21 protein-coding genes, 2 rRNA genes and 1 pseudogene are annotated in these 26228 nt (G+C 52.4%); 12 read left to right on the top strand and 12 right to left on the bottom strand.

What is annotated here, in order from left to right:
* The first annotated feature begins 157 nt into the window (after positions 1–157).
* From AC4LF3_RS10675 to AC4LF3_RS10665, 3 genes are all read left to right on the top strand, one after another.
* A 23S ribosomal RNA gene (locus AC4LF3_RS10675) occupies positions 158–3048 on the top strand.
* 119 nt (positions 3049–3167) lie between these two features.
* Positions 3168–3283: ribosomal RNA gene (gene rrf, locus AC4LF3_RS10670) — 5S ribosomal RNA — on the top strand.
* A gap of 245 nt (positions 3284–3528) precedes the next feature.
* Entirely contained in the window at positions 3529–3777 is a 249-nt protein-coding gene (locus tag AC4LF3_RS10665) for a hypothetical protein (RefSeq protein ID WP_019365524.1), read from the top strand.
* Positions 3778–4209: 432 nt separating this feature from the next.
* On the opposite strand, the gene AC4LF3_RS10660 is transcribed toward AC4LF3_RS10665, so the two are convergent.
* On the bottom strand, positions 4210–5679 hold the full coding sequence (locus AC4LF3_RS10660; RefSeq protein ID WP_010798474.1) for an inorganic phosphate transporter: 1470 nt from the start codon (positions 5677–5679) through the stop codon (positions 4210–4212).
* Positions 5680–5763: 84 nt separating this feature from the next.
* Positions 5764–6120 carry a 6-carboxytetrahydropterin synthase QueD gene (gene queD, locus AC4LF3_RS10655; RefSeq protein WP_010798473.1) on the bottom strand — a complete coding sequence of 119 codons (357 nt, stop codon included), beginning with the start codon at positions 6118–6120 and terminating at the stop codon, positions 5764–5766.
* Positions 6121–6476: 356 nt separating this feature from the next.
* Here queD and AC4LF3_RS10650 point away from each other — a divergent pair, with 356 nt between their 5' ends.
* Complete coding sequence (locus AC4LF3_RS10650) at positions 6477–7112, top strand: hypothetical protein (protein WP_491835261.1); 636 nt, start codon at positions 6477–6479, stop codon at positions 7110–7112.
* A 2-nt stretch (positions 7113–7114) separates the two neighbouring features.
* Here AC4LF3_RS10650 and AC4LF3_RS10645 read toward each other — a convergent pair whose 3' ends face one another.
* The 3 genes from AC4LF3_RS10645 to AC4LF3_RS10635 all read right to left on the bottom strand — a co-directional run bounded on the left by AC4LF3_RS10645 (position 7115) and on the right by AC4LF3_RS10635 (position 10586).
* Positions 7115–8950 (bottom strand): ABC transporter ATP-binding protein, encoded by a 1836-nt coding sequence (locus tag AC4LF3_RS10645; protein ID WP_312272136.1) that lies wholly within the window; start codon positions 8948–8950, stop codon positions 7115–7117.
* 121 nt (positions 8951–9071) lie between these two features.
* Positions 9072–9623, bottom strand: coding sequence for a peptidylprolyl isomerase (locus AC4LF3_RS10640; protein WP_312272137.1), 552 nt, complete (start codon positions 9621–9623; stop codon positions 9072–9074).
* A gap of 63 nt (positions 9624–9686) precedes the next feature.
* Positions 9687–10586: a PA3225 family LysR-type transcriptional regulator gene (locus AC4LF3_RS10635; RefSeq protein ID WP_010798469.1), complete on the bottom strand. Its 900-nt coding sequence runs from the start codon at positions 10584–10586 to the stop codon at positions 9687–9689.
* A 154-nt stretch (positions 10587–10740) separates the two neighbouring features.
* On the opposite strand from AC4LF3_RS10635, the gene AC4LF3_RS10630 reads away from it, so the two are divergent.
* The 3 genes from AC4LF3_RS10630 (at position 10741) to rarD (ending at position 13269) form a co-directional block, all read left to right on the top strand.
* Complete coding sequence (locus AC4LF3_RS10630; RefSeq protein WP_074826758.1) at positions 10741–11349, top strand: FMN-dependent NADH-azoreductase; 609 nt, start codon at positions 10741–10743, stop codon at positions 11347–11349.
* Between the two features lie 160 nt (positions 11350–11509).
* On the top strand, positions 11510–12367 hold the full coding sequence (locus tag AC4LF3_RS10625; RefSeq protein ID WP_491835260.1) for a carboxylate/amino acid/amine transporter: 858 nt from the start codon (positions 11510–11512) through the stop codon (positions 12365–12367).
* Positions 12364–13269, top strand: coding sequence for an EamA family transporter RarD (gene rarD, locus AC4LF3_RS10620; protein ID WP_122042447.1), 906 nt, complete (start codon positions 12364–12366; stop codon positions 13267–13269). Before AC4LF3_RS10625 ends, rarD begins: the two co-directional genes overlap by 4 nt.
* A gap of 5 nt (positions 13270–13274) precedes the next feature.
* Here the strand turns inward: rarD and AC4LF3_RS10615 are convergent.
* Positions 13275–13511 (bottom strand): annotated as a pseudogene (locus AC4LF3_RS10615) (urate hydroxylase PuuD); the annotation flags it as partial.
* Between the two features lie 217 nt (positions 13512–13728).
* Positions 13729–13992: an ureidoglycolate lyase gene (locus tag AC4LF3_RS10610; RefSeq protein ID WP_409438736.1), complete on the bottom strand. Its 264-nt coding sequence runs from the start codon at positions 13990–13992 to the stop codon at positions 13729–13731.
* Positions 13993–14384: 392 nt separating this feature from the next.
* Between AC4LF3_RS10610 and fdnG the strand changes: the two genes are divergently transcribed.
* The 4 genes from fdnG to fdhE are packed head-to-tail and all read left to right on the top strand — an operon-like array spanning position 14385 to position 20029.
* Positions 14385–17453, top strand: a complete 3069-nt coding sequence (gene fdnG, locus AC4LF3_RS10605; protein ID WP_139208821.1) for a formate dehydrogenase-N subunit alpha — start codon at positions 14385–14387, stop codon at positions 17451–17453.
* A 13-nt stretch (positions 17454–17466) separates the two neighbouring features.
* Entirely contained in the window at positions 17467–18387 is a 921-nt protein-coding gene (gene fdxH, locus AC4LF3_RS10600) for a formate dehydrogenase subunit beta (RefSeq protein WP_010798462.1), read from the top strand.
* On the top strand, positions 18384–19094 hold the full coding sequence (locus tag AC4LF3_RS10595; RefSeq protein ID WP_491835259.1) for a formate dehydrogenase subunit gamma: 711 nt from the start codon (positions 18384–18386) through the stop codon (positions 19092–19094). The genes fdxH and AC4LF3_RS10595 overlap by 4 nt, the downstream gene beginning before the upstream one ends.
* A gap of 44 nt (positions 19095–19138) precedes the next feature.
* Positions 19139–20029 carry a formate dehydrogenase accessory protein FdhE gene (gene fdhE, locus AC4LF3_RS10590; RefSeq protein ID WP_491836275.1) on the top strand — a complete coding sequence of 297 codons (891 nt, stop codon included), beginning with the start codon at positions 19139–19141 and terminating at the stop codon, positions 20027–20029.
* Between the two features lie 53 nt (positions 20030–20082).
* Here fdhE and guaD read toward each other — a convergent pair whose 3' ends face one another.
* From guaD to AC4LF3_RS10570, 4 genes are all read right to left on the bottom strand, one after another.
* Positions 20083–21381 (bottom strand): guanine deaminase, encoded by a 1299-nt coding sequence (gene guaD / locus AC4LF3_RS10585; protein ID WP_491835258.1) that lies wholly within the window; start codon positions 21379–21381, stop codon positions 20083–20085.
* Between the two features lie 107 nt (positions 21382–21488).
* Positions 21489–22322, bottom strand: a complete 834-nt coding sequence (xdhC, locus tag AC4LF3_RS10580; RefSeq protein WP_491835257.1) for a xanthine dehydrogenase accessory protein XdhC — start codon at positions 22320–22322, stop codon at positions 21489–21491.
* A 562-nt stretch (positions 22323–22884) separates the two neighbouring features.
* Positions 22885–23118, bottom strand: coding sequence for a DUF1272 domain-containing protein (locus AC4LF3_RS10575; protein ID WP_312272142.1), 234 nt, complete (start codon positions 23116–23118; stop codon positions 22885–22887).
* Positions 23111–24118, bottom strand: coding sequence for a GlxA family transcriptional regulator (locus AC4LF3_RS10570; RefSeq protein WP_491835256.1), 1008 nt, complete (start codon positions 24116–24118; stop codon positions 23111–23113). The genes AC4LF3_RS10575 and AC4LF3_RS10570 overlap by 8 nt, the downstream gene beginning before the upstream one ends.
* A gap of 152 nt (positions 24119–24270) precedes the next feature.
* On the opposite strand from AC4LF3_RS10570, the gene scpB reads away from it, so the two are divergent.
* Positions 24271–25032, top strand: coding sequence for an SMC-Scp complex subunit ScpB (scpB, locus tag AC4LF3_RS10565; protein WP_125888456.1), 762 nt, complete (start codon positions 24271–24273; stop codon positions 25030–25032).
* Positions 25033–25100: 68 nt separating this feature from the next.
* On the opposite strand, the gene gap is transcribed toward scpB, so the two are convergent.
* Positions 25101–26105, bottom strand: a complete 1005-nt coding sequence (gene gap / locus AC4LF3_RS10560) for a type I glyceraldehyde-3-phosphate dehydrogenase (protein WP_491835255.1) — start codon at positions 26103–26105, stop codon at positions 25101–25103.
* Positions 26106–26228 lie beyond the last annotated feature (123 nt).

Here is a 26228-nt window from a genome sequence, read left to right as displayed (position 1 = left end):
TGTTCTTTAAAAATTTGGGTATGTGATAGAAGTACGAACACATAGGCTGTTTCACTGCAGACTATGTGGTCAAGGTAAATTTGCGAGTTCAAGCGCAAGTTTTCGGCGAATGTCGTGTTCCAAACCAAACATAACTTCAGATTCTTTGGGGTTATATGGTCAAGTGAATAAGCGCATACGGTGGATGCCTTGGCAGTCAGAGGCGATGAAAGACGTGATAGCCTGCGATAAGCTTCGGGGAGTCGGCAAATAGACTGTGATCCGGAGATCTCTGAATGGGGGAACCCACCTGACATAAGTCAGGTATCTCACACTGAATCCATAGGTGTGAGAGGCGAACCAGGGGAACTGAAACATCTAAGTACCCTGAGGAAAAGAAATCAACCGAGATTCCCTAAGTAGTGGCGAGCGAACGGGGACTAGCCCTTAAGCTCAATTGATTTTAACCGAACGCTCTGGAAAGTGCGGCCATAGTGGGTGATAGCCCCGTAGGTGAAAGGATCTTTTGAGTGAAATCGAGTAGGACGGCGCACGTGAAACGTTGTCTGAATATGGGGGGACCATCCTCCAAGGCTAAATACTACTGACTGACCGATAGTGAACCAGTACCGTGAGGGAAAGGCGAAAAGAACCCCGGAGAGGGGAGTGAAATAGAACCTGAAACCGTATGCGTACAAGCAGTGGGAGCCCACTTTGTTGGGTGACTGCGTACCTTTTGTATAATGGGTCAGCGACTTATATTCAGTGGCAAGCTTAACCGTATAGGGAAGGCGTAGCGAAAGCGAGTCTTAATAGGGCGTTTTAGTCGCTGGGTATAGACCCGAAACCGGGCGATCTATCCATGAGCAGGTTGAAGGTTAGGTAACACTGACTGGAGGACCGAACCCACTTCCGTTGAAAAGGCAGGGGATGACTTGTGGATCGGAGTGAAAGGCTAATCAAGCTCGGAGATAGCTGGTTCTCCTCGAAAGCTATTTAGGTAGCGCCTCATGTATCACTCTGGGGGGTAGAGCACTGTTTCGGCTAGGGGGTCATCCCGACTTACCAAACCGATGCAAACTCCGAATACCCAGAAGTGCAAGCATGGGAGACACACGGCGGGTGCTAACGTCCGTCGTGAAAAGGGAAACAACCCAGACCGTCAGCTAAGGTCCCAAAGTTGTAGTTAAGTGGTAAACGATGTGGGAAGGCTTAGACAGCTAGGAGGTTGGCTTAGAAGCAGCCACCCTTTAAAGAAAGCGTAATAGCTCACTAGTCGAGTCGGCCTGCGCGGAAGATGTAACGGGGCTCAAACTACACACCGAAGCTACGGGTTCATCGCAAGATGAGCGGTAGAGGAGCGTTCTGTAAGCCTGTGAAGGTGAGTTGAGAAGCTTGCTGGAGGTATCAGAAGTGCGAATGCTGACATGAGTAACGACAATGCGAGTGAAAAACTCGCACGCCGAAAGACCAAGGGTTCCTGCGCAACGTTAATCGACGCAGGGTGAGTCGACCCCTAAGGCGAGGCTGAAAGGCGTAGTCGATGGGAAACAGGTTAATATTCCTGTACTTCTAATTACTGCGATGGGGGGACGGAGAAGGCTAGGCCAGCTTGGCGTTGGTTGTCCAAGTTTAAGGCGGTAGGCTGACTGTTTAGGTAAATCCGGACAGTTAAGGCCGAGAGCTGATGACGACTCTTCTTATGAAGAGGAAGTGGTTGATGCCATGCTTCCAGGAAAAGCCTCTAAGCTTCAGGTAATTAGAAATCGTACCCCAAACCGACACAGGTGGTCGGGTAGAGAATACCAAGGCGCTTGAGAGAACTCGGGTGAAGGAACTAGGCAAAATGGCACCGTAACTTCGGGAGAAGGTGCGCCGGTGAGGGTGAAGGACTTGCTCCGTAAGCCCATGCCGGTCGAAGATACCAGGCCGCTGCGACTGTTTATTAAAAACACAGCACTCTGCAAACACGAAAGTGGACGTATAGGGTGTGACGCCTGCCCGGTGCCGGAAGGTTAATTGATGGGGTTAGCGCAAGCGAAGCTCTTGATCGAAGCCCCGGTAAACGGCGGCCGTAACTATAACGGTCCTAAGGTAGCGAAATTCCTTGTCGGGTAAGTTCCGACCTGCACGAATGGCGTAACGATGGCGGCGCTGTCTCCACCCGAGACTCAGTGAAATTGAAATCGCTGTGAAGATGCAGTGTATCCGCGGCTAGACGGAAAGACCCCGTGAACCTTTACTGTAGCTTTGCACTGGACTTTGAGCCTGCTTGTGTAGGATAGGTGGGAGGCTTTGAAGCGAGGACGCCAGTTCTCGTGGAGCCATCCTTGAAATACCACCCTGGCATGCTTGAGGTTCTAACTCTGGTCCGTTATCCGGATCGAGGACAGTGTATGGTGGGCAGTTTGACTGGGGCGGTCTCCTCCTAAAGAGTAACGGAGGAGTACGAAGGTGCGCTCAGACCGGTCGGAAATCGGTCGCAGAGTATAAAGGCAAAAGCGCGCTTGACTGCGAGACAGACACGTCGAGCAGGTACGAAAGTAGGTCTTAGTGATCCGGTGGTTCTGTATGGAAGGGCCATCGCTCAACGGATAAAAGGTACTCCGGGGATAACAGGCTGATACCGCCCAAGAGTTCATATCGACGGCGGTGTTTGGCACCTCGATGTCGGCTCATCACATCCTGGGGCTGAAGCCGGTCCCAAGGGTATGGCTGTTCGCCATTTAAAGTGGTACGCGAGCTGGGTTTAGAACGTCGTGAGACAGTTCGGTCCCTATCTGCCGTGGACGTTTGAGATTTGAGAGGGGCTGCTCCTAGTACGAGAGGACCGGAGTGGACGAACCTCTGGTGTTCCGGTTGTCACGCCAGTGGCATTGCCGGGTAGCTATGTTCGGAAAAGATAACCGCTGAAAGCATCTAAGCGGGAAACTTGCCTCAAGATGAGATCTCACTGGAGCCTTGAGCTTCCTGAAGGGCCGTTGAAGACTACAACGTTGATAGGTCGGGTGTGTAAGCGCTGTGAGGCGTTGAGCTAACCGATACTAATTGCCCGTGAGGCTTGACCATATAACACCCAAACAATCTGTTGTTTGGTAAAGACCAGCCGAAAGCTTGGTTGAACCGCAAAATACCGATCACATACCCATTCGGGGAAACGACTAGACACCGGTTCCCCACCCGAATTGCTTGACGACCATAGAGCGTTGGAACCACCTGATCCCTTTCCGAACTCAGAAGTGAAACGATGCATCGCCGATGGTAGTGTGGGGTTTCCCCATGTGAGAGTAGGTCATCGTCAAGCACCTATACCCAAAACCCCCAGGCCTAACCGCCCGGGGGTTTTGCTTTTGCGGCAGAAATAAAAGAGATAGGCTGCTTTTCCTGCGCGGCCTACAAGAGCTGCTTATTTGCTGCCACCTGTCTCTCCGCCTGGTTACTGAGGTTAGGCCTCTTCTTTTCAGCAAAAAGCTCTTTCCCGATAAACAGTCACGAACTCCCTCTCGCTTGCTCACTCAACTAGATACAAGCATTGAGTGAGGTGGATTTATGTTTGCTGCTATTGGTTCTGGTTTTGTTATTGGAGAAGTTCCTGGCTTTGCCTTTCAAGTTAAAGGTGATGCTAAGGAGACAATTGCTGAGCAATTAGCCGCTTGGCTAAATGGCCTTATCACTTCTCACGTAAAACTTTTTGAAAAGCCAGCGTCTCAGGATTCGTTATTGACTTTGAAAAAGATGATTGAACGAGAGTTCGAAAGCAGTACGGAAGTAGTGCCTTTGTTGGTCAGCTCGATATAGCGAAGAGATGAATAAAACCGACCTTAATAGGTCGGTTTTTATTAGCCGCTCAGGCGTGGAAGGAACGAGCCTTATGAGATAGGTTTAAAAGATGCTGCGGAGGTTCTGAGCCAGTAGGCTTTACTGTAACCGGCTTGTCTGTTTCAGAGTGCGAATGTCTATGATGCCGTGGAGATCGGCTTATTCTAAGCATTGCCCATAACATCGTACCGGCTAATGCGAGCCATCCGATAATCAATAATACTATATAGGCTGCTGGGCTCATGGCGTCACCATACTGCTCAAGCGTATTGATATCCCTTAAAGGGGCTATACCTATACAGACTCGCTAAAGCAAGAGATGTTTAGAGCTTCTACAGGAATTCGACGAGTAGTCGCCTGAGGCGAGTAGCTAACTAGCAATCATAGCTAGTTAGCTACCAAGCTAAGATCTCACCCAATAAACTGGTTGGACAACCAGAAAAGGGCAGCTGAAAGCAGCATCGAGGCGGGTAGAGTTAGTACCCAAGCTAATAGAATATTACGTACCGTACCGCCCTGCAGACCGCTGCGGTTGGCGATCATTGTGCCTGCTACACCAGAAGATAGAACGTGTGTAGTGGATACGGGCAGACTATAAATGTTCGCGGCGCCGATGGCGATTACGGCAGTAAACTGCGCGCTGACACCTTGTGCATACGTCATTCCTTGCCGGCCTATCTTTTCACCTACTGTCAGTACCACTCGCTTCCAACCGACCATGGTTCCGATCCCTAGAGCCAATGCTACTGCGATGATCACCCAGTACGGAGCATATTCTGTTGTGCTGGTAAGGTCTTTACGTAGCCTGTTCAGATCTTCAACGTCGCGGCCTTCCAGAACGGGAAGCTTGCTAATTTTCTTTGCGGAATCGTCCAGGCAAAGCAAATAGCGGCGTACTTGGGTCCGCTGATCCACGGTCATGGCGCGATAGTCGGTCACACCATTCAGATTGCTTAACAACGCATTAAGTGTAGGGATTGTAAGCCTGGTTTCACAGCTGAACTCTTCAGGAAGATCCCGATTGCCAGTTGTGTAATCCAAGTACTCCTTCAGAACACTCGATTGACGCTCGTAGAACTGACCCAAGTGAATAGCCGCATCACGGGTGCGTTCAATCTGATAGGTGGTGCTAGTCAGATCCAAGACGAACTTACCTGGCACGATGCCTATGAGTACCAGCATGATGAGGCCAATCCCTTTTTGGCCATCATTGGAGCCGTGCACGAAGCTCATACCCATGGCCGAGATGACTAGCATCAAACGGTTCCAGAAAGGTGGATGCTTTTTTGAGTCTATTTCGCGGCGTTGCTCAGGTGTCTTATGCATTTTGGAACGGGGGCGCCAGCGCTTTAGACCTATAAGAATAGCGCCTGCCAGTACAAAACCCGCTATTGGAGAGGCAATAAGCGAAAGGCCGATATCAATTACTTTCTGCCAGTTAACGCCCTCGCTTAAGGGGATACCTGTGATAAGGGAGTTAGTAAGGCCAACACCCAAAATTGAGCCAATCAGAGTGTGAGAGCTAGAGGCTGGTATACCGAAATACCAAGTGCCTAGGTTCCAGGTAATGGCAGCAGCCAAAAGCGAAAAGACCATGGCGAGGCCATGGCCTGTATTCACATTAATGAGTAGATCGACTGGCAAGAGGTGAACAATGGCATAGGCAACACCAACACCACCAAACAGAACGCCTAAGAAATTGAATATACCTGAGAACATAACCGCTAAATGAGGCGGCATTGCCTTGGTGTAAATGACGGTTGCGACAGCATTTGCGGTGTCATGAAAACCGTTAATGAATTCAAATGTCAGCACGAAAGCCAAGGCAAGAACCAGACTAATGCCTACCCAGACATCTAGCCCGCTGAAGAGATCGAACATATCGTTTCATCGACAGTTGAAAGGCAGCAATTATGTCAGAAAGCAGCCAGACAACTGACCCTTTGTGTAATAAATGGGTAATATTCAGTCGCCGCGGTATTCGCAGCCGCTTGTGCAGGTCTCGTGAACACGGACCCGAGAGAGTTCGGGTAACTGTGGTTTCAGTTCACGCCAAATCCAGATTGCCAGATTTTCACTGGTCGGGTTCTCTAAACCCTGAATATCGTTCAGATAGTAGTGATCGAGTCTCTCATAGATGGGCTTGAAGATCGCTTTGATATCAGCAAAATCCCGTAGCCAGCCTGTGTGGGGATCAACCGGCCCTTCAAGATAGATGGCTACTTTGAAGGAGTGCCCATGTAGGCGCCCACACTTATGTCCTTCTGGAACATTAGGTAGGAAATGGGCTGCTTCGAAGGTGAATTCTTTAAAAATTTCCACGTGATCAGCTCGAACTACCGCGACATGCGGTTCTGATGGGCGCGGAGTTTAACAGTTTCGTCATAATTTTTTCGACTTCTCATGTTTTATATCCCACTTCGCCGACTGACTGCGCTTATCGGTAAGGTGTACCTGAAGATCACATGATTCATGTTAGACGAATACGAGCGGGCTGTAGAGGCGTGAATAGAGGGAGAAGCAACCTGTGAAGATGCTCTTGGTTGAAGCAAAAGCGGTTTCTAATCAGGCAATTTTTTGTGATTAACAATTATGGGCATTCGGTACTCGCTGAAAGTCGTTGCGCTGTGATAGCAAGCAAGGCAGGCTCGCGGCTTTAATCATGTATGAGGGGTCCCGTGGCAAAGAACGTATCAACGGAATCGCCAACCAAGCTCACTTTTTGGGTGCTTATTGGAATTGCTGCAGTGCTGGTAATGCTCGCTGTACTTGGTAATCAGCTCGGATGGGAGCTGATTCATATTGGTTATGACTCAGTGTCGCTACCTAATGGACTGGAGGCGGGTACACGTGGGTATGTTGTCAGTGGCCTGACATCGTTATTGTTCGCCTTGGCACTGACAACTGCAGTCACTGCTGCTTTCATAAAGGCGGGAGGACGTTATCGCGCACGATTGCCTGTACCCGTTACAGCGCTGATCATGTGGCTGCTTTTTAACGTATTGCTGGTGATTTTTTACCCATCCGCGCTTGAAGTGCAGGTCAGACATTACAGCGGTCCAGCCTTTATTGACTTCTTTTCCTTGAGGGACCGCAAGGGAAGTTTTCAAGGCAGCGCTGACAAAAGCCAAATGCTTACGTACTACCAGGACTGTGCCGCCCGTAGCGAGCAATGCCCTGTTTATGAGTGCATGACTGAAAAGCAATGGTGGTTTGGTGGTTTTCAGAAGATTCAGGGTTTCTATCCTGGCTTGGATATTGAAAACCAAAAAAAGCTGCTTGACCAATATTGCCAAACAGCTCTTTTGAAATAGCCTCAGCTTTCTCCTACGAATCCGCCCGTCTGGTGATGCCATAGACGGGCATATAACCCTCCTTGAGCAATCAATTCTTCATGGGAGCCAGTTTCAACGATCTGGCCTTTATTCATCACAACAAGTCGGTCCATACGTGCGATGGTAGAGAGACGGTGAGCGATGGCTATCACAGTCTTGCCTTTCATAAGCGTTTCGAGACTTTCCTGAATGGCAGCCTCGACCTCTGAGTCCAGTGCTGATGTTGCCTCATCCAGCAGAAGAATAGGCGCGTCCTTGAGTAGGGTGCGTGCAATCGCAATACGCTGGCGTTGCCCGCCGGACAACTTGACCCCACGCTCGCCTACTTGCGCATCGAGCCCGGTTCGTCCTTGCGCATCAGTCAGTAATGGAATGAATTCATCTGCTCTAGCCTTATGTACGGCTGCTTGAATTTCTTCGTCTGTTGCATTGGGTCGGCCATACGTCAGGTTCTCGCGAATCGAGCGATGCAGTAGTGATGTGTCTTGAGTTACGACACCTATGTTGCTGCGAAGGCTTTCCTGAGTGACGTGAGCAATATCCTGGCCATCAATCAAGATTTGCCCTTTTTCCAAGTCATACAGGCGAAGCAGGACGTTAACCAGCGTGGATTTCCCTGCGCCAGAGGGTCCGACAAGGCCTATTTTCTCTCCGGGCTTTACGTCCAGATTAAGGTTTTCGATAACGCCACGGGTTTTGCCATAGTGAAAGGCAATCTCTTGAAAGCGGATTCCGCCTCGCTCAATCTCAAGTGGTTTGGCACTGCTTTGATCAATGACGGTGCGGGGGCGGGAAATAGTTTCCAGGCCATCCTGAACCATACCAATGTTTTCGAAGATGCCATTGACTACCCACATGATCCAGCCGGACATGTTGTTGATACGGATGACAAGTCCTGTAGAAAGAGCGATCGCTCCGATTGAGATAAGACCTTTATGCCAAAGCCACAGGGCAAGTCCCGTCGTTCCGGCGATCAGGAAGCCGTTCAACAGGGAAATAGTGACACCCATAGCGGTAATCAGACGTGACGCATAGCGAGCTTTTTCTGTTTGTTCTGCCATGGCTTCATGAGCGTAGTCTTCCTCTTGCCGAGTATGAGCAAAGAGTTTGAGCGTCATGATGTTTGTGTAGCCATCAACAATCCGTCCGGACAGTTTTGAGCGTGCTTCGGACGAGATGACGGATCGCTCCTTGGTCTTGGGTACGAAGTACCAGAGGGTAAGGATGTACGCGATGATCCAAATAATCAGGGGAGCCATAAGCCAGACGTCAGCCTGGGCAAAAAGAACCAGGGCGCTGCCGGCATAGATAAGTACATGCCAGATGGCATCCACTGCCTGGACAGCGGAGTCCCGTAGCGAGGCTCCGGTTTGCATAATACGGTTGGCAATACGACCTGCAAAATCGTTATGGAAGAAGCTGAGGCTCTGCTTCAAGACATAGCGATGATTTTGCCAACGAATCAGTGTAGTCAGGCTAGGAGTAATGGTTTGATGGACCAGCAGGTCATGCAGGCTGATAAAAAGTGGACGCAACAAGAGTGTAACGACTGCCATCCAGACTAGTTCATGGCCATGCTCCTGAAAGAAAACCGTGCTGTTAGCAGAACTCTGTGCCAAGTCGACGATTCGACCCAGGAAGCTGAAGAGTGCGACCTCGATAAGGGAACCTACCAGGCCCACTACCAATAGAAAGAGAAAAGCAGGCCAGGCCTGTTTAAGGTAGTGGATGTAGAACCGCATCACGTTGCTGGGAGGTGTTTCGTCGGAGGCATGCTTGAAGGGATCAATAATAGTTTCAAACAGGCGAAAAACCATATGCGCTCTCGTTGCCGTTCAGTGTATGCGGCAGGAAGCCGCGCTGTCTTAAGCCTGATCCTCAGAGGCGTGTGACTGCCTGTCAGCAGAATAAGCAGTCACACTTTAATCGGAAGCAGGCTTATGATCTTTTGGCCGCGAGGATCAAAATCGGTTCGCGTGGAACGTTCTGGAACATGCCTTTGCTAACAGTCGAGACACCGGCGATCTTATCTACTACGTCCATGCCGCGAGTAACTTTTGCGAAGACGGCATAACCAAAATCCCGCTGGCCATGATCAAGAAAGGCATTGTCTGAGACGTTGATGAAAAACTGGCTGGTTGCCGAATTGACCGCTGCGGTGCGTGCCATGGATACGGTACCGCGTGTGTTTTTAAGCCCATTGTCCGCTTCATTGCGAATAGGGGCTTGTGTGTCTTTTTGCTGCATGTCCTGGGTAAATCCGCCGCCCTGGATCATGAAGCCTGGAATGACGCGATGGAAGATGGTGCCTTTGTAAAAACCTGAATCTACGTAAGAAAGAAAATTCTGTACGCTGACAGGCGCTTTTTGTGCATTCAGTTCCAGTTCAATTTCGCCCTGGTTGGTGGTCAGCACGACATGAGGATTTTCGGCAGCCCAGGCAGAAGAAGCCAGTACAAGCGTGGCGGCAGTAAAGAAAGCTTTGAGCATAAGCGCTCCTTTTGGGGTTAGGGTTGGTTATGTATGAGCGTAGCGCGGTTTGCATGGCACTTATCAAGACTGGCCATGCCCTGTACCTTGTTTCTTGATCAGTTCAACCAGTATCTGAGAGGCAGGACCGAGCGGGCGCTCTCGACTCTGATACATATAAAAAGGATGGAAGCGGTTACCTCCTTGGCTCAGCGAAAGAGGTTTTAGCGTACCTTCATTGATTTCGCGCTCGATAGAATGACGAGGTAGCCAGGCGAACCCCAGCCCATTGCGGACAAAAGTGGCGGCTGTAGCAAGGCTCCCGACGGTCCAGCGCTGTTCCGCGCCCAGCCAGCCAGCGTCTCGTGGTTGGGTGCGACCGGAATCTCGAATGACAATCTGCATCTGAGCCTCAAGGTCCTGAAACGTCAGCTCACGCTGCAGTCGATGCAGATGATGATCTGGATGGGCGACTGCGACGAATTCGACTGTACCCAAGCCTGCGCCTAGGTGAGCCGCAATATTCAGACCGCTGATAGCAAGATCGGCCATGCCTTCAAGTAAGGCTTCCTCTACACCAGACAGTACCTCTTCCCTCAGGCGAACCCGGCATCCACGGCTTTGTGGCATGAATTCGGTCAGTGCGCTGACCAAACGGGAAGTAGGATAGGCTGCATCGACTACCAGGCGTACCTCTGCTTCCCAGCCTTGCTCCATATGGTGGGCAAGCTCTTCCAGCTGGCTGGCCTGTTTAACCAGTTGGCGCGAGCGCCTTAGCAAGACGTCTCCGGCTTCTGTTAGTACTGCCTTGCGTCCCTCGATGCGTAACAGCGGAACGCCTAGCTGCTCCTGCATGCGCGCGACGGTATAACTGATGGATGACTGAGAGCGATGTAGTACCTCGGCAGCTTGTGCAAAACCGCCGTGGTCAACCACTGACTGTAAGGTGCGCCATTGGTCTAGCGTAACTCGAGGAGCCTTCATACCTATTCCTTAGCGAATCGGGCAGCGTAAACGCCATGATAAGACACTGTTATATCAATAAACTTGATTGGTGTTAGCTATAAATTCCGTTTTTATATCAACTTAATTGCTATTAAGCTGTGCTCATTCTTCCATTACAAAGGACGCCAGCATAATGTCTCAGGTTCTCGTGATTGAAAGCAGTGCTCGTAAAGAAGGTTCGATTTCTCGTCAGATTACCGCTGAGTTCATCGAAGCGTGGCAGCATAAACATCCAGAAGACAAAATCTCGGTACGGGATGTTGCCGTTGATGTTATTCCTCACCTGGATGAAAACCTTCTGGCAGGTTGGATGAGCCCAGCCGAGACACATTCCGAGGCACAAAAAGCAGCTCTTGCACGTTCGAACGAGCTGACCCAAGAGCTGTTGGCAGCCGATGTTCTCGTACTGGCCGCACCCATGTATAACTTTGCTATCCCTAGTACCCTGAAGGCTTGGCTGGATCATGTGCTACGTGCAGGTGTGACGTTCAAGTACACTGAGCAGGGGCCCCAAGGGCTTCTTGAAGGCAAGCGCGCATATATTCTGACGGCGCGTGGTGGTGTTTACACCGGAAGCCCTGCAAATACCTTTGATCATCAGGAGCCTTACCTGCGGCAGGTGCTGGGCTTCATTGGCATTACTGACGTGACGTTTATCCATGTGGAGGGCGTTGCGATGGGGCCAGAAGCAATGGCCAAGGGACTGGAACTGGCGAAGGCTCAATTGGCCGAAGCACTCTAAGTTCAGGCGTTTACCTTTGGATTGAGCCTCCTTCGGGAGGCTTTTTTTCGTCTGGGCATTGGTTATTCCTGGTGTCTCGTGGATTCGGTATCAAGAGGTGAAGACTTTTCTGATGCTAAAAAGCGCGGTACTGTCGCGCACCTTTTGCTGAGTGGTCGTTATGCCGTATCTGTTGTCTGTCACTGTACTTTGGGCGTTTTCCTTCAGCTTGATAGGGGAATACCTGGCCGGTAAGGTCGACAGTGATTTTGCTGTATTGATCAGAGTATTGCTGGCCGCCGCTGTGTTTCTGCCGTTTACTCGGTGGCGAGGTGTTGCGCCGCGCTTCATTGCAGGCTTGATGGTGGCGGGTGCCTTTCAATTCGGCATTACATACCTGTGCCTATACCGAAGCTTTGCAGTTCTGACGGTACCGGAAGTACTCCTTTTTACCGTACTGACGCCTATTTATGTGACGCTTTTGGATGATGTGGTGTGTCGCCGCTTCAATCCGTGGTCATTGATCGCCGCTGTGGTGGCTGTTCTGGGAGCAGTGGTGATTCGCTTTGATCAGCTCGAAGGTGAATATCTGTCGGGATTTCTGTTGTTGCAGCTGGCCAATCTGACCTTCGCGGCAGGACAGGTATTGTGTAAATACCTGGTACAGCGTCATCCCTCGGATATCCCGCTGTATCGCCGTTTTGGATGCTTTTTCCTAGGCGCCTTACTGATTGCGCTGCCGTCATTTCTATTGTTTGGCAACCTGGAGCGTATGCCCCAAACAGCCGTACAGTGGGGCGTACTGATCTGGATGGGACTGTTTGCCACGGCGCTGGGCATGTACTGGTGGACGATCGGCTCAACCTGGGTCAACGGCGGAACACTGGCAATTTTGAACGAACTGCATGTACCTGCCGGTCTAATCGTGAATATCCTTATCTGGAATCGAGATGTGGATCTTGTTCGGTTGCTATTGGGTGGTGGGGTTATCGTGGCCTCTTTGATGATCAATCGTTTGGGACGCAGGGCATTCGCATGATTCTATCTGGCCGGGGTATGGCGTTGTCGGTGCTTTCTTCCGTACTGTTCGCTGTGATGCCGGTGTACTTCAATTATCTGGAACCACTGGACGGTGTTCAGGTGCTGACGCAACGCATTCTATGGTCGATTCCCATGGTGTTGCTGCTTCTGGTACTGACACGACAGGGCGCTATGCTGCGACAGGCGCTTGCTCGATTGCTTCGTGAGCCTCGGCTGATTTTGGCTCTAATAGGCAGCACCTTACTGGTTGGATCGCAATGGGGGGTATTTGTCTGGGCAACGATGACAGGGCATACTCTGGATATAACACTGGGCTATTTCCTGTTGCCTCTGGTGATGGTCATAGTCGGCCGCATGTTTTACGGCGAAGAGATGAGACCGTTATATCGGGTCGCTGTAGTCTTCGCCTTGATCGGCGTCATTCATGAGTGGTGGGCTACCGGGGCGTTTTCATGGGTTACGCTGGTATCGGCTCTGGGGTACCCACCTTATTTCATGTTGCGGCGTTGGATGAAAATCGATGCGCTGTCCGGCTTTATATTAGAAATGCTGTGCATGGCGCCTTTGGCTATCGTGCTGCTCTATTTTTTCAGTCCTGCCTCGGCTCTGCAGGTGGCGCCGAGCTTGTGGATCCTTCTACCGGGGCTTGGCTTGTTGAGCGCGGTGGCCTTCGGCGCCATGATGGCTGCAAGCCGACTGTTGCCAATGGGGCTGTTTGGTATCCTAAGCTACATCGAGCCGGCCCTGCTTGTGTTTGTCGCGATCCTGCTGCTGGACGAAGCATTTGTCTCTTCCCAGCTCTGGACATACGGACCGATCTGGATTGCCGTACTGCTTGTTTGCTTGGACAGTGCCCGTTTGCTTAAGAAGCAGTTGCGTCGAGGGCTAGAAAATGTCTGATAGCTTCAGCGGCCGCCATTAAGCGTTGAAATCCAGCGTCCTATGAGGTCTCGCTCGGACTGAGTCATCTGCGTGACATTGCCTAAGGGCATAGCATTGGAATCTATGGCTTGCTGCTTGATTCGCGGGGCCATTTGCCGGATCTGATCAGGCGTATCCAATAGAACCGCAGCCGGTGCCTCACTAAACAAGGGGCTGGTGGGTTGACTGGAATGACAGACCGTACAGCGTTCGTGAATGATGCCTTCGACCTGAGCGAAATCATCTATAGCGGTAGGTGGCATCTGTTGCGATTGTACCGTGGCGTAAAGGCTGCCTGGATTTTTGATAGGTGAGGGCGTGTTAGTGGATTGTATCAATGGAGACATCTGCTCATTGTCAAACCACAGGAAGAGGCCCAGCACTACCAGGGTTAGCCCTGAGCCAAACAGCATCCATCTGAGTTTTTGCATGTCGCGATCACTGGCTAAAGCTATCAGTATAACCAAGCGGTATGTGGACCTGATGACGGCCAGTCGCGGGTTGTCGATTGGCTGTGCCGCTTTGGTCAACAATTGGAAAGTCTTCGATATCCAAGAGTGCTCGCATAGAGTAATGCAAGACTCCTTGGTGACAACTGATGCCTTGCTCTTCGTTGGGAAGGAAGGTCCTAATAGGGTCAGGACCAGGCGTATCACCCGCAGACGTGACTACGATCAGAAAAGGCTTGTCTGAGCGGGACAAACGGCTGGCTTCCTAGTTTGCTCTGGCTCATCACGCATTGCCTGATTCAATGCCATTTCAAGAGGCTGGTCATGGGGCGATTAACAGCCCATGTACTGCACACTGCGCACGGCTCTCCAAGTGCCGATATCGCTCCGGCGTTGTACTGTGTTGATACCGATCTGGCGCATTGTCGGCATAGGTAAACAGCAATGGAACACAACGTGTACCGGGCAGCAGACAGTCCTTTTAGCAGCGCAACGCGTACAGTAGAGAGCCAAGACATGCCTATTTATATATTTACCCTTTGTAACCTTTCGTAAGGTATTGGAACTTTTTGGGGAACAATTGCGAATATCTTGGGGCCGAAGGGTTGATCCGTGAAAGTTGTGCCTGGAGTAACCCCCATGTCGATCCGTGTATCGCGAAGAAACTTCTTAAAATTAAGCGCGACCGGGGTGGCAACGTCGAGTATGGCAATGTTGGGCTTTGCGCCTGAACCTGCTATGGCGTCCATCCGTTATTTCAAACTTGCTGCAGCCAAGGTAACTCGAAACACCTGCACCTACTGTTCCGTAGGATGCGGCATGCTGATTTATAGCCGAGGCGATAACAGCATCAATACCGTTGAGGATATTTACCACATTGAGGGCGATCCGGATCATCCGGTCAGTCGCGGCTCCCTGTGTCCTCGTGGTGCTGGCGCACTCGACTTCGTCAAGAGTGAATCTCGCCTTTCGCATCCCTCCGTTCGCGAACCGGGTTCCAACGAATGGAAACGTATCAGCTGGAATGAGGCGTTGGACCGCATTGCGCGTCATTTGAAGGATGACCGGGACAAGAATTTCGTGACCCGTGATCAGCATGGTCATCTGGTCAACCACTGGACTACAACAGGCTTTCTCGCAGCGTCTGCTACCTCGAATGAGACGGCTTACCTTACGCAGAAAATCGCACGGAGTCTTGGTGTTGTTGTAATGGATAACCAAGCACGCGTTTGACACGGACCGACGGTGGCAGGTCTTGCCCCAACTTACGGTCGCGGTGCGATGACGAATTCTTGGACTGATATCCGCAATGCCAATCTGATCCTTTCCATGGGCGGTAACTCGGCTGAGGCGCATCCTGTAGGCTTTCGCTGGGTAATCGAGGCAAAGGAAAAGAACAACGCCAAACTCATTTCAATCGATCCACGCTTCACCCGTACGGGCGCCGTGGCGGATTACCATGCCTCCATTCGGACAGGCACTGACATCGTGTGGTTGGGTGGTCTGATCAACTATTTGTTGACCACTGACAAGATCAACCATGAGTACGTCAAGGCCTATACCGACGTCGCAATCATCGTAAAAGAGGATTTCGACTTTCATGACGGCTTGTTCTCCGGCTATAAGCAGGACGATATCCGTGCTTATGACAAGTCGAGCTGGAGTTACGAGTTCGATGAAAAGGGTATGGTGAAGGAAGACCCAACCCTACAGCATCCCCGTTGCGTTTATCAGCTGATGCGTAAGCACTACAGCCGCTACACCATCGAGAAGGTTGAAAGCGTTTGCGGTATGCCACGTGATCAAGTCCAGAAAGTCTGGGACATGATTGCCGAGACGGCTGCCGAAGACAAAACCATGACCATTCTCTACGCGCTGGGTTGGACACAGCATTCTGTTGGCGCGCAGATGATTCGTGCCGGCAGTATGGTGCAACTGTTGTTGGGTAACATCGGCATGCTGGGTGGTGGGGTTAATGCCTTGCGTGGGCATTCCAACATTCAGGGCCTGACCGATTTAGGCCTACTCTCAAACCAGCTTCCTGGCTATATCCGTCTGCCTTCCCATGAAGAGCAGGATTTTGACGGTTATATCGAGCGGCGTGCCAAGCAGCCGTTACGTCCAGGGCAGGTGTCTTATTGGAAATACTTCAAGCGCTTCCATGTCAGCCTTATGAAGTCATGGTATGGCGATGCAGCCACGGCAGAAAACAACTGGTGTTATGACTGGCTGCCAAAGCTCACAGAGCCGTTGTACGACGTTATGCATACCCTTGAGCGTATGCACAATGGCGAGATAACAGGCTACCTGGCGCAAGGCTTCAACTTCCTGGCTTCGTTCCCCAACAAGAACAAGAACGTGGAAGCACTCTCCAAGCTCAAGTTCCTGGTAGTCATGGATCCTCTGGATATCGAGACGACCGAGTTCTGGAAAAATCATGGCGAGTACAATGATGTAGATTCGTCAAAAATTCAGACTGAAGTTTTCCGTCTGCCCACGACCTGTTTCGCTGAAGAAAACGGCTCCATCGTCAACAGCTGTCGTTGGTTGCAGTGGCATTGGCGCGCGGCACCACCACCAGGCGAGGCGCGTCCAGACGTTGCGATCATGGCCGGTATTTTCCATCGTCTGCAGCAGATGTATCGTGATGAAGGCGGAGCATTCCCTGATCCGATTCTGAATCTGACCTGGCCCTACAGCAACCCTGAAGAGCCTAACCCGGAAGATCTGGCCCAGGAATATAACGGCCGCGCATTGGCGGATCTGCCCAGTACCGATGGCAAAACCATCACCCACAAGAAGGGGGATCTGCTGGATGACTTTGGTTATCTGACCGATGATGGTCGTACAGCCTGTGGCTGCTGGATTTACTCTGGCTGCTGGACTCGTGCCGGCAATATGATGGATAGACGCGATAATGCCGATCCTTACAATGTCGGTATTACATTGGGATGGGCCTGGTCGTGGCCTCTCAATCGACGCATTTTGTATAACCGTGCAAGCGCGCGTCCTGATGGCACCTCTTGGGCGCCCGAGAAGCGGCTCATCTGGTGGAACGGCGAGCGTTGGGCTGGACCAGATATTCCAGACTTTCCTTGGACGTCGCCACCAGAAGCCGGTGCTAGCCCATTTATTCTCAACCAGGAAGGTGTTGCGCACTTCTTTGGCGGTAGCATGATGGCGGAAGGGCCGTTCCCTGAGCATTATGAGCCGTTCGAGTCTCCTCTCGACTACAACCCGATGCACCCGAACAACCCTGCAGCCAAAAACAATCCGGCGGCACGTGTGTTCAAAGGCGACCGGGAGCAAATGGGGACCAGTAAGGACTTTCCGTATGCCGCTACGACGTATCGGATTACGGAGCACTTCCACTTCTGGACCACTCATGCGCGACTCAATGCCATTGCACAGCCAGAAAAGTTTGTGGAAATCGGGGAAGACCTGGCCAATGAGCTTGGCATCAAGGCAGGCGATACGGTGAAGGTCACATCAAAGCGTGGCTTCATCCGTGCCATTGCGGTGGTTACCAAGCGTATCCATAAGCTTCAAGTGGAAGGACGCACGGTGCACCAGATTGGTATTCCTATTCACTGGGGCTTCAAAGGCGTGGCCAGGAAAGGTTTCCTGACCAATACCCTGACACCAGTGGTGGGCGATGCCAACACGCAGACGCCTGAGTTCAAGTCGTTCCTGGTGAACGTCGAGAAGGTATGAGGACGCGATAATCATGAGAGGCGATCAAGTCAACTTTCAAAACATCGTCGCCCGGTCCGCGACCACCGAAGCCTCGCCGCACACACGTGACGGCGGGGTGGAGAAGGTCGCCAAGCTGATCGACGTTTCCCGGTGCATTGGCTGTAAAGCCTGCCAGGTAGCCTGTTCCGAGTGGAATGATCTGCGTGATGAGATCGGCCACTGTGACGGCAGCTATAACAATCCGGCAGATCTTAGCCCCACTACCTTCCAAGTCATGCGGTTCAATGAGTATGTGAACGAGCAGGGCAATCTGGAGTGGTTGATCCGCAAGGACAACTGCATGCACTGTGCAGAGCCTGGTTGCATGAAGGCCTGTCCGGCACCCGGGGCGATTGTGCAATACGCCAACGGTATCGTGGACTTCAACTCCGAGCACTGCATCGGTTGCGGTTATTGCGTGTCAGGCTGTCCATTCAACATTCCGCGTATCTCCAAGAAGGATCAAAAGGCCTATAAATGCACATTGTGCTCGGACCGTGTCTATCACGGTCTGGAGCCTGCCTGCGTTAAGACCTGCCCAACAGGCGCTATCATGTTTGGTACCAAGGAAGACATGACCGAACATGCGTTGATGCGGGTAGGCCAGCTCAATGATCGTGGTTACGCCAATGCAGGTTTGTACGATCCACCGGGTGTGGGCGGTACCCATGTCATGTATGTGTTGCAGCATGCCGACAAACCAGAGCTCTATAGTAATCTGCCGAGCGATCCGCAGATCAGTCCGCTGGTAGGGCTGTGGAAGGGCATTACCAAGCCCATCATGTCCGCGATGATTGGTTTGACTGCCCTGGCAGGCTTTGCGCACTACGTGATGAAGGGCCCCAAGGAGGAGCCGGAAGACACGCCGGATGAGGAGATTCGTCACGAGGCCCTAGAGGAGGATCGCAAATGACCCCTTCAAGCAGCGAGAAAGGCATTCTGCGGTACAGCACGTTTAGCCGTCTGAACCATTGGGTCATCGCGATTACATTCGTATGTCTGGTGCTCAGCGGTCTGGCGTTCTTTCACCCCTTCTTTTTTGACCTGACCGCCCTGTTTGGCGGTCCGACAGTGACGCGCATGGTTCACCCCTTTATCGGGGTGATCATGGCACTCTGTTTCGTGGTCATGGCCATACGCTTTTTCAAGGTCAACTTGTTCAAGCGTCATGATATCGAGTGGATGAAGCACATTGGTGATGTACTCAGTAACCGGGACGAGCTGGCGCCACCCATTGGCGTTAACAATCCTGGCCAGAAGCTGGTGTACTGGCTAATGGTCATGAGTGTGCCGTTGCTGTTGATCTCAGGTATCGTTATCTGGCGTCCTTATTTCGCAGAGTATTTCCCTCGTGAATGGTTGCGACTCTCCAGTCTGGTACACGCCTATGTCGCCTTTGTTGCGATCATCACGCTGATCATTCACGTCTACTCGGCGATCTGGGTGAAAGGCTCCTTCCGAGCGATGACGCAGGGACGGGTTAGCCGTGCCTGGGCCAAGCATCATCATCGCCTCTGGTACGATGATATTGTGGAGCAGGAGCGCAAAGAAAAGGAAAGAACCGGCTCGCGTTCGGGTGCGGTCAATGAGCATCATATGCCAACGAAGGGGACGCCGTGACAGCCACTGCCACTCACCAATATGGGACCTCGCCGACGGGGATCATGGATCCGGCTCCCGTTGTACTGCCTAAAAAGCAGGTATTTGCCATGCGGGCACGACGGCTCAAGGAGCTTTCTGAGAAAGTCGAGCCGCTCAGCGGGTTCTTGCTGTTCATGTCGCAGCTCGTCAAAGCGCAGGACATTGTCTTGAACGAGCATGAAGCCAGTTGGCTACCTGATCCAAGCGCTTTCACGCTGGCGCTGGAGCATGGTATGCCGCCGCTTGGAATCAATGCTTTGCGTCGTGACATTGACTGGCAGGCTGAGCTGAACGCATTGCTTGATACGCTTGAGCTCCACGTGGCCGATAAGCATCGTGAGCTTTTGACTGCACTGCGTCATCTGGACCATGAGACAAGGGAAGCACTGGCGGACGATATTCTGGATGGCCGTCCAGGCCCTGTAGAGCATCGTGCCTTGCTTCCTTTTATCTCGGCAGCATTGCAGATCGCCTGGGTTCGTCTTACGCAGTGTCTATCTTCGCCACCCAGAAGGCCATCCGGTAATGCACGAACGATTTGTCCATGCTGCGGGTCGGCTCCTGTCGCCAGTATCATTCATGCTGATCGAGACCGCAGTGGCGTACGCTACTTGCACTGTGGTCTGTGTTCGACTGAATGGCATCTGGAGCGCAGCAAGTGCAGTGTGTGTGGAGAAGGCCGTACGGTGAAGTACCTGAGCCTCGAAGATGAGCAAGGCAAAGCGCCGGTGGCTGCGCAGGCGGAAACATGTAGCGACTGCAACAGCTATCTCAAGATTGTAACCAAAGAGTTCAATCTGGGAGCGGAACCAATGGCGGATGATCTGGCTAGCCTTATGCTGGATATGAAGCTTGCAGAAGAAGGGCAATTTGATCGAAGCGGATTCAACCCGCTGCTGATCGTAGGTGAATAACCATTTGCCCTTAACAAAAGGCCGGCTTTCTAGCCGGCCTTTTCATTGGCGCCTTAGCGCTGGTGAACCTTCACGCCCATGGCGTAGGTTTCCTTAACGGTTCGATCATCACTCAGCATCATCAAGGCGAACAGTTTTTCTTCCAGCGACTTGGCCTGCTTCAGGCGATAACTCAGCAGAGGTGTTGCATGGTAGTCAAGCACCACGAAGTCTGCGTCGTTACCCTGAGCGAAGCTACCAATCCTATCCTCCAGGCGTAATGCACGAGCTCCGCCTAGCGTAGCAAGGTAAAAGGCCTTGAACGGGTGCAGTTTTTCGCCTTGCAACTGCATAACCTTGTACGCCTCGTTGACCGTCTGCAGCATCGAGAAACTTGTGCCGGCACCAACGTCCGTGCCCAGGCCAACGTTCACCTTATGCTGCTCAAGTTGTGGCAGTTTGAAAAGGCCGCTACCCAGGAACAGATTCGAAGTAGGGCAGAAGGCTACGGCTGATCCAGTCTCACTCAAGCGGGCACATTCTTCATCGCAAAGGTGTACACCGTGTGCAAACACCGATCGTTTACCTAGCAATTGATAATGATCGTAAACATCAAGATAACCGCTGCGCTCGGGGAAAAGCGACTTTACCCATTCGATCTCCTTGAGGTTTTCGGAAAGGTGCGTGTGCAGGTAGATATCCGGGTATTCCTCAAGCAACTGGCCTGCAAGCGTTAGCTGCTCTGGCGTGCTCGTTGGTGCAAAGCGCGGTGTCACGGCATAGTGCAGGCGGCCTTTGCCATGCCAGCGCTCGATCAGCTCCTTGCTGTCTGCATAGCCGGACTCCGGCGTGTCTATCAGAAAGTCGGGAGCATTTCGATCCATCAGGACCTTGCCGGCGATCATGCGCAAATTGAGCTTTTCAGCCGCTTCGAAGAATGCCTCTACAGACTGCTTGTGTACAGTGCCAAACACTAGAGCAGTTGTGGTGCCGTTACGTAACAGCTCCTTGAGGAAAATATCGGCGACTTCCGCCGCTTTGGCTGAATCAGCAAACGCTCCCTCGGCCGGGAACGTGTAGTTGTTTAACCAGTCCAGCAACTGCTCGCCATAGGACGCGATGATTCCTGTCTGTGGGTAATGGATGTGCGTGTCGATAAAGCCTGGTGTAATCAGCGCATCCGGGTGCTCAATGACCTCGGTTCCTTCGGGCAGTACGGGCAACAGCGTGGCTGCGTTTCCCATTGCATCGATGCGACCATCAGTTACGACCAGCAATCCGTCTTCAACGAACTCACAGGCAGCCTCAATGCCGACGTCATTCGGATCGGCAACGCAGTGGAGCAGAGCGGCACGGTAGGCTTGAGTAGTCATATCCCTTCTTAATCATCCAGTGTGTTAACGGTAGACAGGTCAAGCATGCAGCCTGTCGCGCACGATCAACCACTGCAAGGTCGACAATTCAAACCCGCGCGACATTATTAGGAATGGTTATGTGTCGGCTGAACGAGACGCAGTGGAGAGGCTTCTTGTAGCGTAGCCTGTGCGCTATAGGTCGCGATAACTTCTCCCGCTACAGAGATCGCAATTTCCGCAGGAAGTTTACCTTTAATTTGCGGGATTCCCAGAGGGCAACGTACGCGATTGATCTGTTCGGTTGTAAAACCTTTGGTTGCAAGGTGATGCTGAAACTTCACCCACTTGGTTTTAGAGCCTATCAGTCCGTAATAGCCAAAATCGTTACGGGTCAGGATGCGCTCGGTCAGCTCAAGGTCTAACGGATGATTATGCGTCATGACGATAAAGTAGGTGCCGCCTGGCATGGCGTCTACTTCATCCAGAGGTTCGTCCGTGACGATTTTGGTAACTCCCCTAGGAAGAGTGTCTGGAAACTCCCGAACACGTGAGTCGATCCAGCGTATCTCGCATGGCAGGCTGGCTAGTAGTGGTACTAGAGCACGCGCCACATGTCCATTACCAAACACGGCGACGTGCACCGTGTGCTGGCCCATTGGCTCAAACAGCAATGCTGTGGCTTCCGTGCCGCATGGTTCCTGACGTTCACCCAGCGCAAACCGTTCGATGCGCGGCTCGCGTATTCCTTCCTTGAGCATCTGCTGCGCAATCTCGATGGCCTTGTACTCGAGGTGACCGCTGCCAATCGTCAGACGTAAACTATCGGCAGTGACTATCATTTTTGTCCCTGTAGTACGCGGCGTTGAGCCTTTCTCTTCAACAACGGTGACCAACACGCATGGAGTGCCCTGGGATTCAAAAGTGGCCAGCTCGGCTAACCAGCCCGTCTTTTCTTTCATGCATTTACCTGCTCAGTGGCGGGGTTTGCCGTGGAGCAGGCCTCGGCCTGCTCCAGGCGTTTCGTCAGTTTCACGTCCTACAGTACATACTCGAGTGGGGAGGGCATCAGCATTTGGGTGAATCCGGTAATCCGCTAGGCTGGCAACGGCGTCCTTTAATTTGTACCAGACAGCAATGCCTCATATGAAGGGCGGCTCGCCTACGGCGTAGGAGTGAGATACGGTTGCCCTCGGGCTCGATCTTCCACCGGCTTGATGCGGAAATCAGGGAGATATCCGTTAGTGCAGGAATTTTGAGAGATATCTGGCCGATATAGGACCATGAGGATCAACTTTTCGAAGGCCGGCTGCTGTTCCCATATGCGTACATAGCCGTTCGTGAAGGCAACATTTTCTTCGCGGGCACCATAGTGCGAGCCGCAAATTCGACCAGGTCCTGGCGAATCCTGAATGCTGCGTTCTGCGCTACCTTGCCGCTCAAATCCGCTCCGCTTGCGGCGGCGATAGCGTTGATGTACTAGTTATGGACCTTAAGAGCGTGTCCATCAGAAAGCCTGCATGGTTATCGGCAGGGCTGTATCTTTCTGTTCAGGCTGGCAGGAAAGTGCGCCAGCTTTCGTGCCGGTCTGATCGGTCTTCTGACCAGCTCACCTCCACAGTTGGGGCAGCAGCCGTGCAGGTGACTCAAGGCGCATGTCTTGCAGAATGTGCACTCGAAAGAGCAAATGAATGCGTCGTTTGTGTCAGGCGGCAGGTCTTGATCACAGCATTCACAGTTAGGGCGTAGCTCAAGCATGATCAAGTCCTCGTATGGGGTCACCGAATCGGGCGCTATACGCCTGCGGGCTGACTGACAAATGTTTCTGAAACGTCCGGCGATGGCCGAAGCCACAGAGGCGAGCAACGGTGCTGATTGAGGCTTGTGCATCATGTAGAAGTGCTCTGGCGGTCTCCAGGCGAACCTGTTCTACATAGCGTCCCGGAGTGATCCCCAACTCCCTGCCAAATGCACGCGACAAGGTGCGAGGCGTCATGTTGACCTGCTCTGCCAGACGCTCGATGGAAAGATCTTCCCCCAAGTGCGCGGGTATCCAGTCCAACAATGCGGCCAAACGAGGAGTTCGGCTGGGCTCCGGCGAAAGACAGGCGCTAAACTGTGCCTGACCACCGGGACGACGTAAAAACATGACGAGTCTGCGCGCTACGCTTAATGCTGTAGGTCGATCCAGGTCCGCTTCAACCAGGGCCAGCGCAAGGTCAATGCCTGCCGTAACACCGGCGGAAGTAAAGACATCGGCATAACCGTCCTGCCCGGCCGGATCGTAGGTATGCAGGCGGTCTCCCTCGACTTGTATAGCGGTGTAACGCTGCAACGCTTCCAGGTCAGCCCAGTGTGTCGTGGCGCGTCGGCCCTTCAGCAGCCCAGCCTCAGCCAGGATCAGGGCGCCGGAGCAAACGGACCCCAGACGACGCAGGCGAGGCTGGCTCTGTTGCAGCCAGTCCAGCAGTTCGGTATGTCGACATTGCTGCTCGACGCCAATACCGCCAGGAACCAGGAGGGTATCGAGCTGCTCCGCAGGCATGCCACGCCAGGATTGATCCGCCACGATCTGAATGCCAGATGAGGTCATGATTGGGCCGGGCTGATCAGCCAGAAGACTTATCTGATAAGCCGGAGGCAGCCCTTGTCGCTGCCGTTCAACATTGGCAGACGCAAAAACCTGCAACGGCCCGGTTACATCCAGGCTCATTACGTCTGGATAGAGAAGGCTGGCAACAACGCGGACGGCACTCATGGTTCATACTCAGGACGGATCAATCAAGTGTGCTGCGCGCTGTGTCTGTCTGCAATGACAGGTGCCCCACAGATATGGACATCTGGATAAGATCATCGGAAATTCTTCAGGGTGGCTTCTGCTCTGGCAACAACCTCTTTAAGATGCGCGCCATGAATGTTTCTGACCCTAAAGAACTCGCGCCTCTGCTCGAAGCAATACTGCTGGCTGCCGGTAAACCGCTGACGCTGGAACGCCTCGCGGAACTCTTCGATGACTATGAGCGGCCCGAGCCCAAGCAGTTACGCGATGGACTCGCTGTGCTGGCCGGCTCGTGCAAGAAGCGTGGTTTTGAGCTCAAGGAAGTGGCCAGCGGTTATCGCTTGCAGGTCAAGGAGCGGTATTCAACCTGGGTCGGTCGTCTTTGGGATGAGCGTCCGCCACGTTATTCGCGAGCGCTTCTGGAAACCTTGGCGCTGATTGCCTACCGACAGCCAATCACCCGTGGTGAAATCGAAGAAGTGCGTGGTGTTGCAGTCAACAGCCAGATCGTCAAGACATTGCTTGAGCGCGAATGGATTCGCGTGGTTGGCTATCGTGATGTGCCGGGCCGCCCGGCCATGTTTGCCACTACCAGAGCGTTTCTGGATTATTTCAACCTGAAAAGCCTGGATGAGTTGCCAACGCTGGCCGCTATTCGCGAGATGGAGTTCGAGCCAGAACCTGTTCTCGACGATCACGCGCTGGCAGCAGAAGATGTGTCAGTCATGTCACCGGAGCCTGCCGAAACAACAGCCAAGCCGGCGGAGGAGACCAGTTTCCGGACATTACTGGCGGAGCTGGATGTCATGGAGACCGGACTCAAGATCGATTTTAACGATCTACGTCTGGAAGAGGCCATCGATCCGATGGGAGAGGATCGGGAAGAGCAATGAGGCAATAGCCGCTATAATAAAAATCGGCCGGAGATGATCCGGCCGATTCGTCTGTGTCAGGTTCTGTGTTACGCCGGAGCGTTTACCAGTGCCTGACAGGTATCGAGCATACGGTTGGAGAATCCCCACTCGTTGTCGTACCAGGCCATGACCTTCACCAAATTGCCGGTGACCTTGGTGTGGTTGGCATCGAAGATTGAGGACAGCGGGTTATGGTTGAAGTCGATCGACACCAGTGGACGGTCGTTATAACCCAATACCGGCGAGGCTTCGCTGGCCGCTTTCATGAAGGCATTGATTGCCTTGGCATCTGCTGTCTTGGAAACCTGAATGGTCAGGTCGACCAGCGACACGTTGATGGTCGGCACACGTACAGCCATGCCGCTGAACTTCCCGACCAGCTCTGGCAGCACCAGACCCACGGCTTCAGCCGCACCGGTCTTGGTTGGAATCATCGACTGAGTAGCCGAGCGGGCACGGAAGGGGTCGGAATGATAGACATCCGACAGGTTCTGGTCATTGGTATAGGCATGAATTGTGGTCATCAGACCATGCTCGATACCCAACTCACGGTTCAGGACCTGAGCGATCGGGGCCAGACAGTTGGTTGTGCAGGACGCATTGGAAATGATCTGGTGGGACTGACGCAGGATATTGTCATTTACACCATAAACAATTGTGGCGTCAACCTCCTTACCAGGTGCGGAGATAATGACCTTGGAAGCACCTGCGTCCAGGTGAGCCGCCGCCTTGCTGCGGCTGGTGAACAGACCGGTGCATTCGAACACCACGTCAACATTCAGGTCTTTCCAGGGAAGCTCTGCCGGATTTCGGATGGCGGATACCGCAATACGGTCGCCATTCACGGTCAGGCTGTTCTCATCAACGGAAATCTCAGCATTGAAACGATCATGCACGCTGTCGAATTCCAGGAGATGGGCATTAATGGACGCGTCACCCAAGTCATTGATGGCGACAACCTGCATATGCTGACGATAATTTCCGGAGTAAAGCGCACGAAGAACATTACGGCCGATACGCCCGAAACCATTGATAGCAATACGAATGCTCATATTTGAAACCTCGTTCTGGCAGGATTTGTTGTAAAAACAATTACACTATCGCGTATTTTGAGAGGAATAATAGCCACTCAGATCAAATTTGTTTTAAAAACAACAAATTTTTCGCCTGCCTGG

This window comes from Pseudomonas sp. C2.3V, assembly GCF_058536325.1.
The sequence above is the reverse complement of the archived record's forward strand: the minus strand, read 5'-3'. Positions and strand labels throughout refer to the sequence as shown.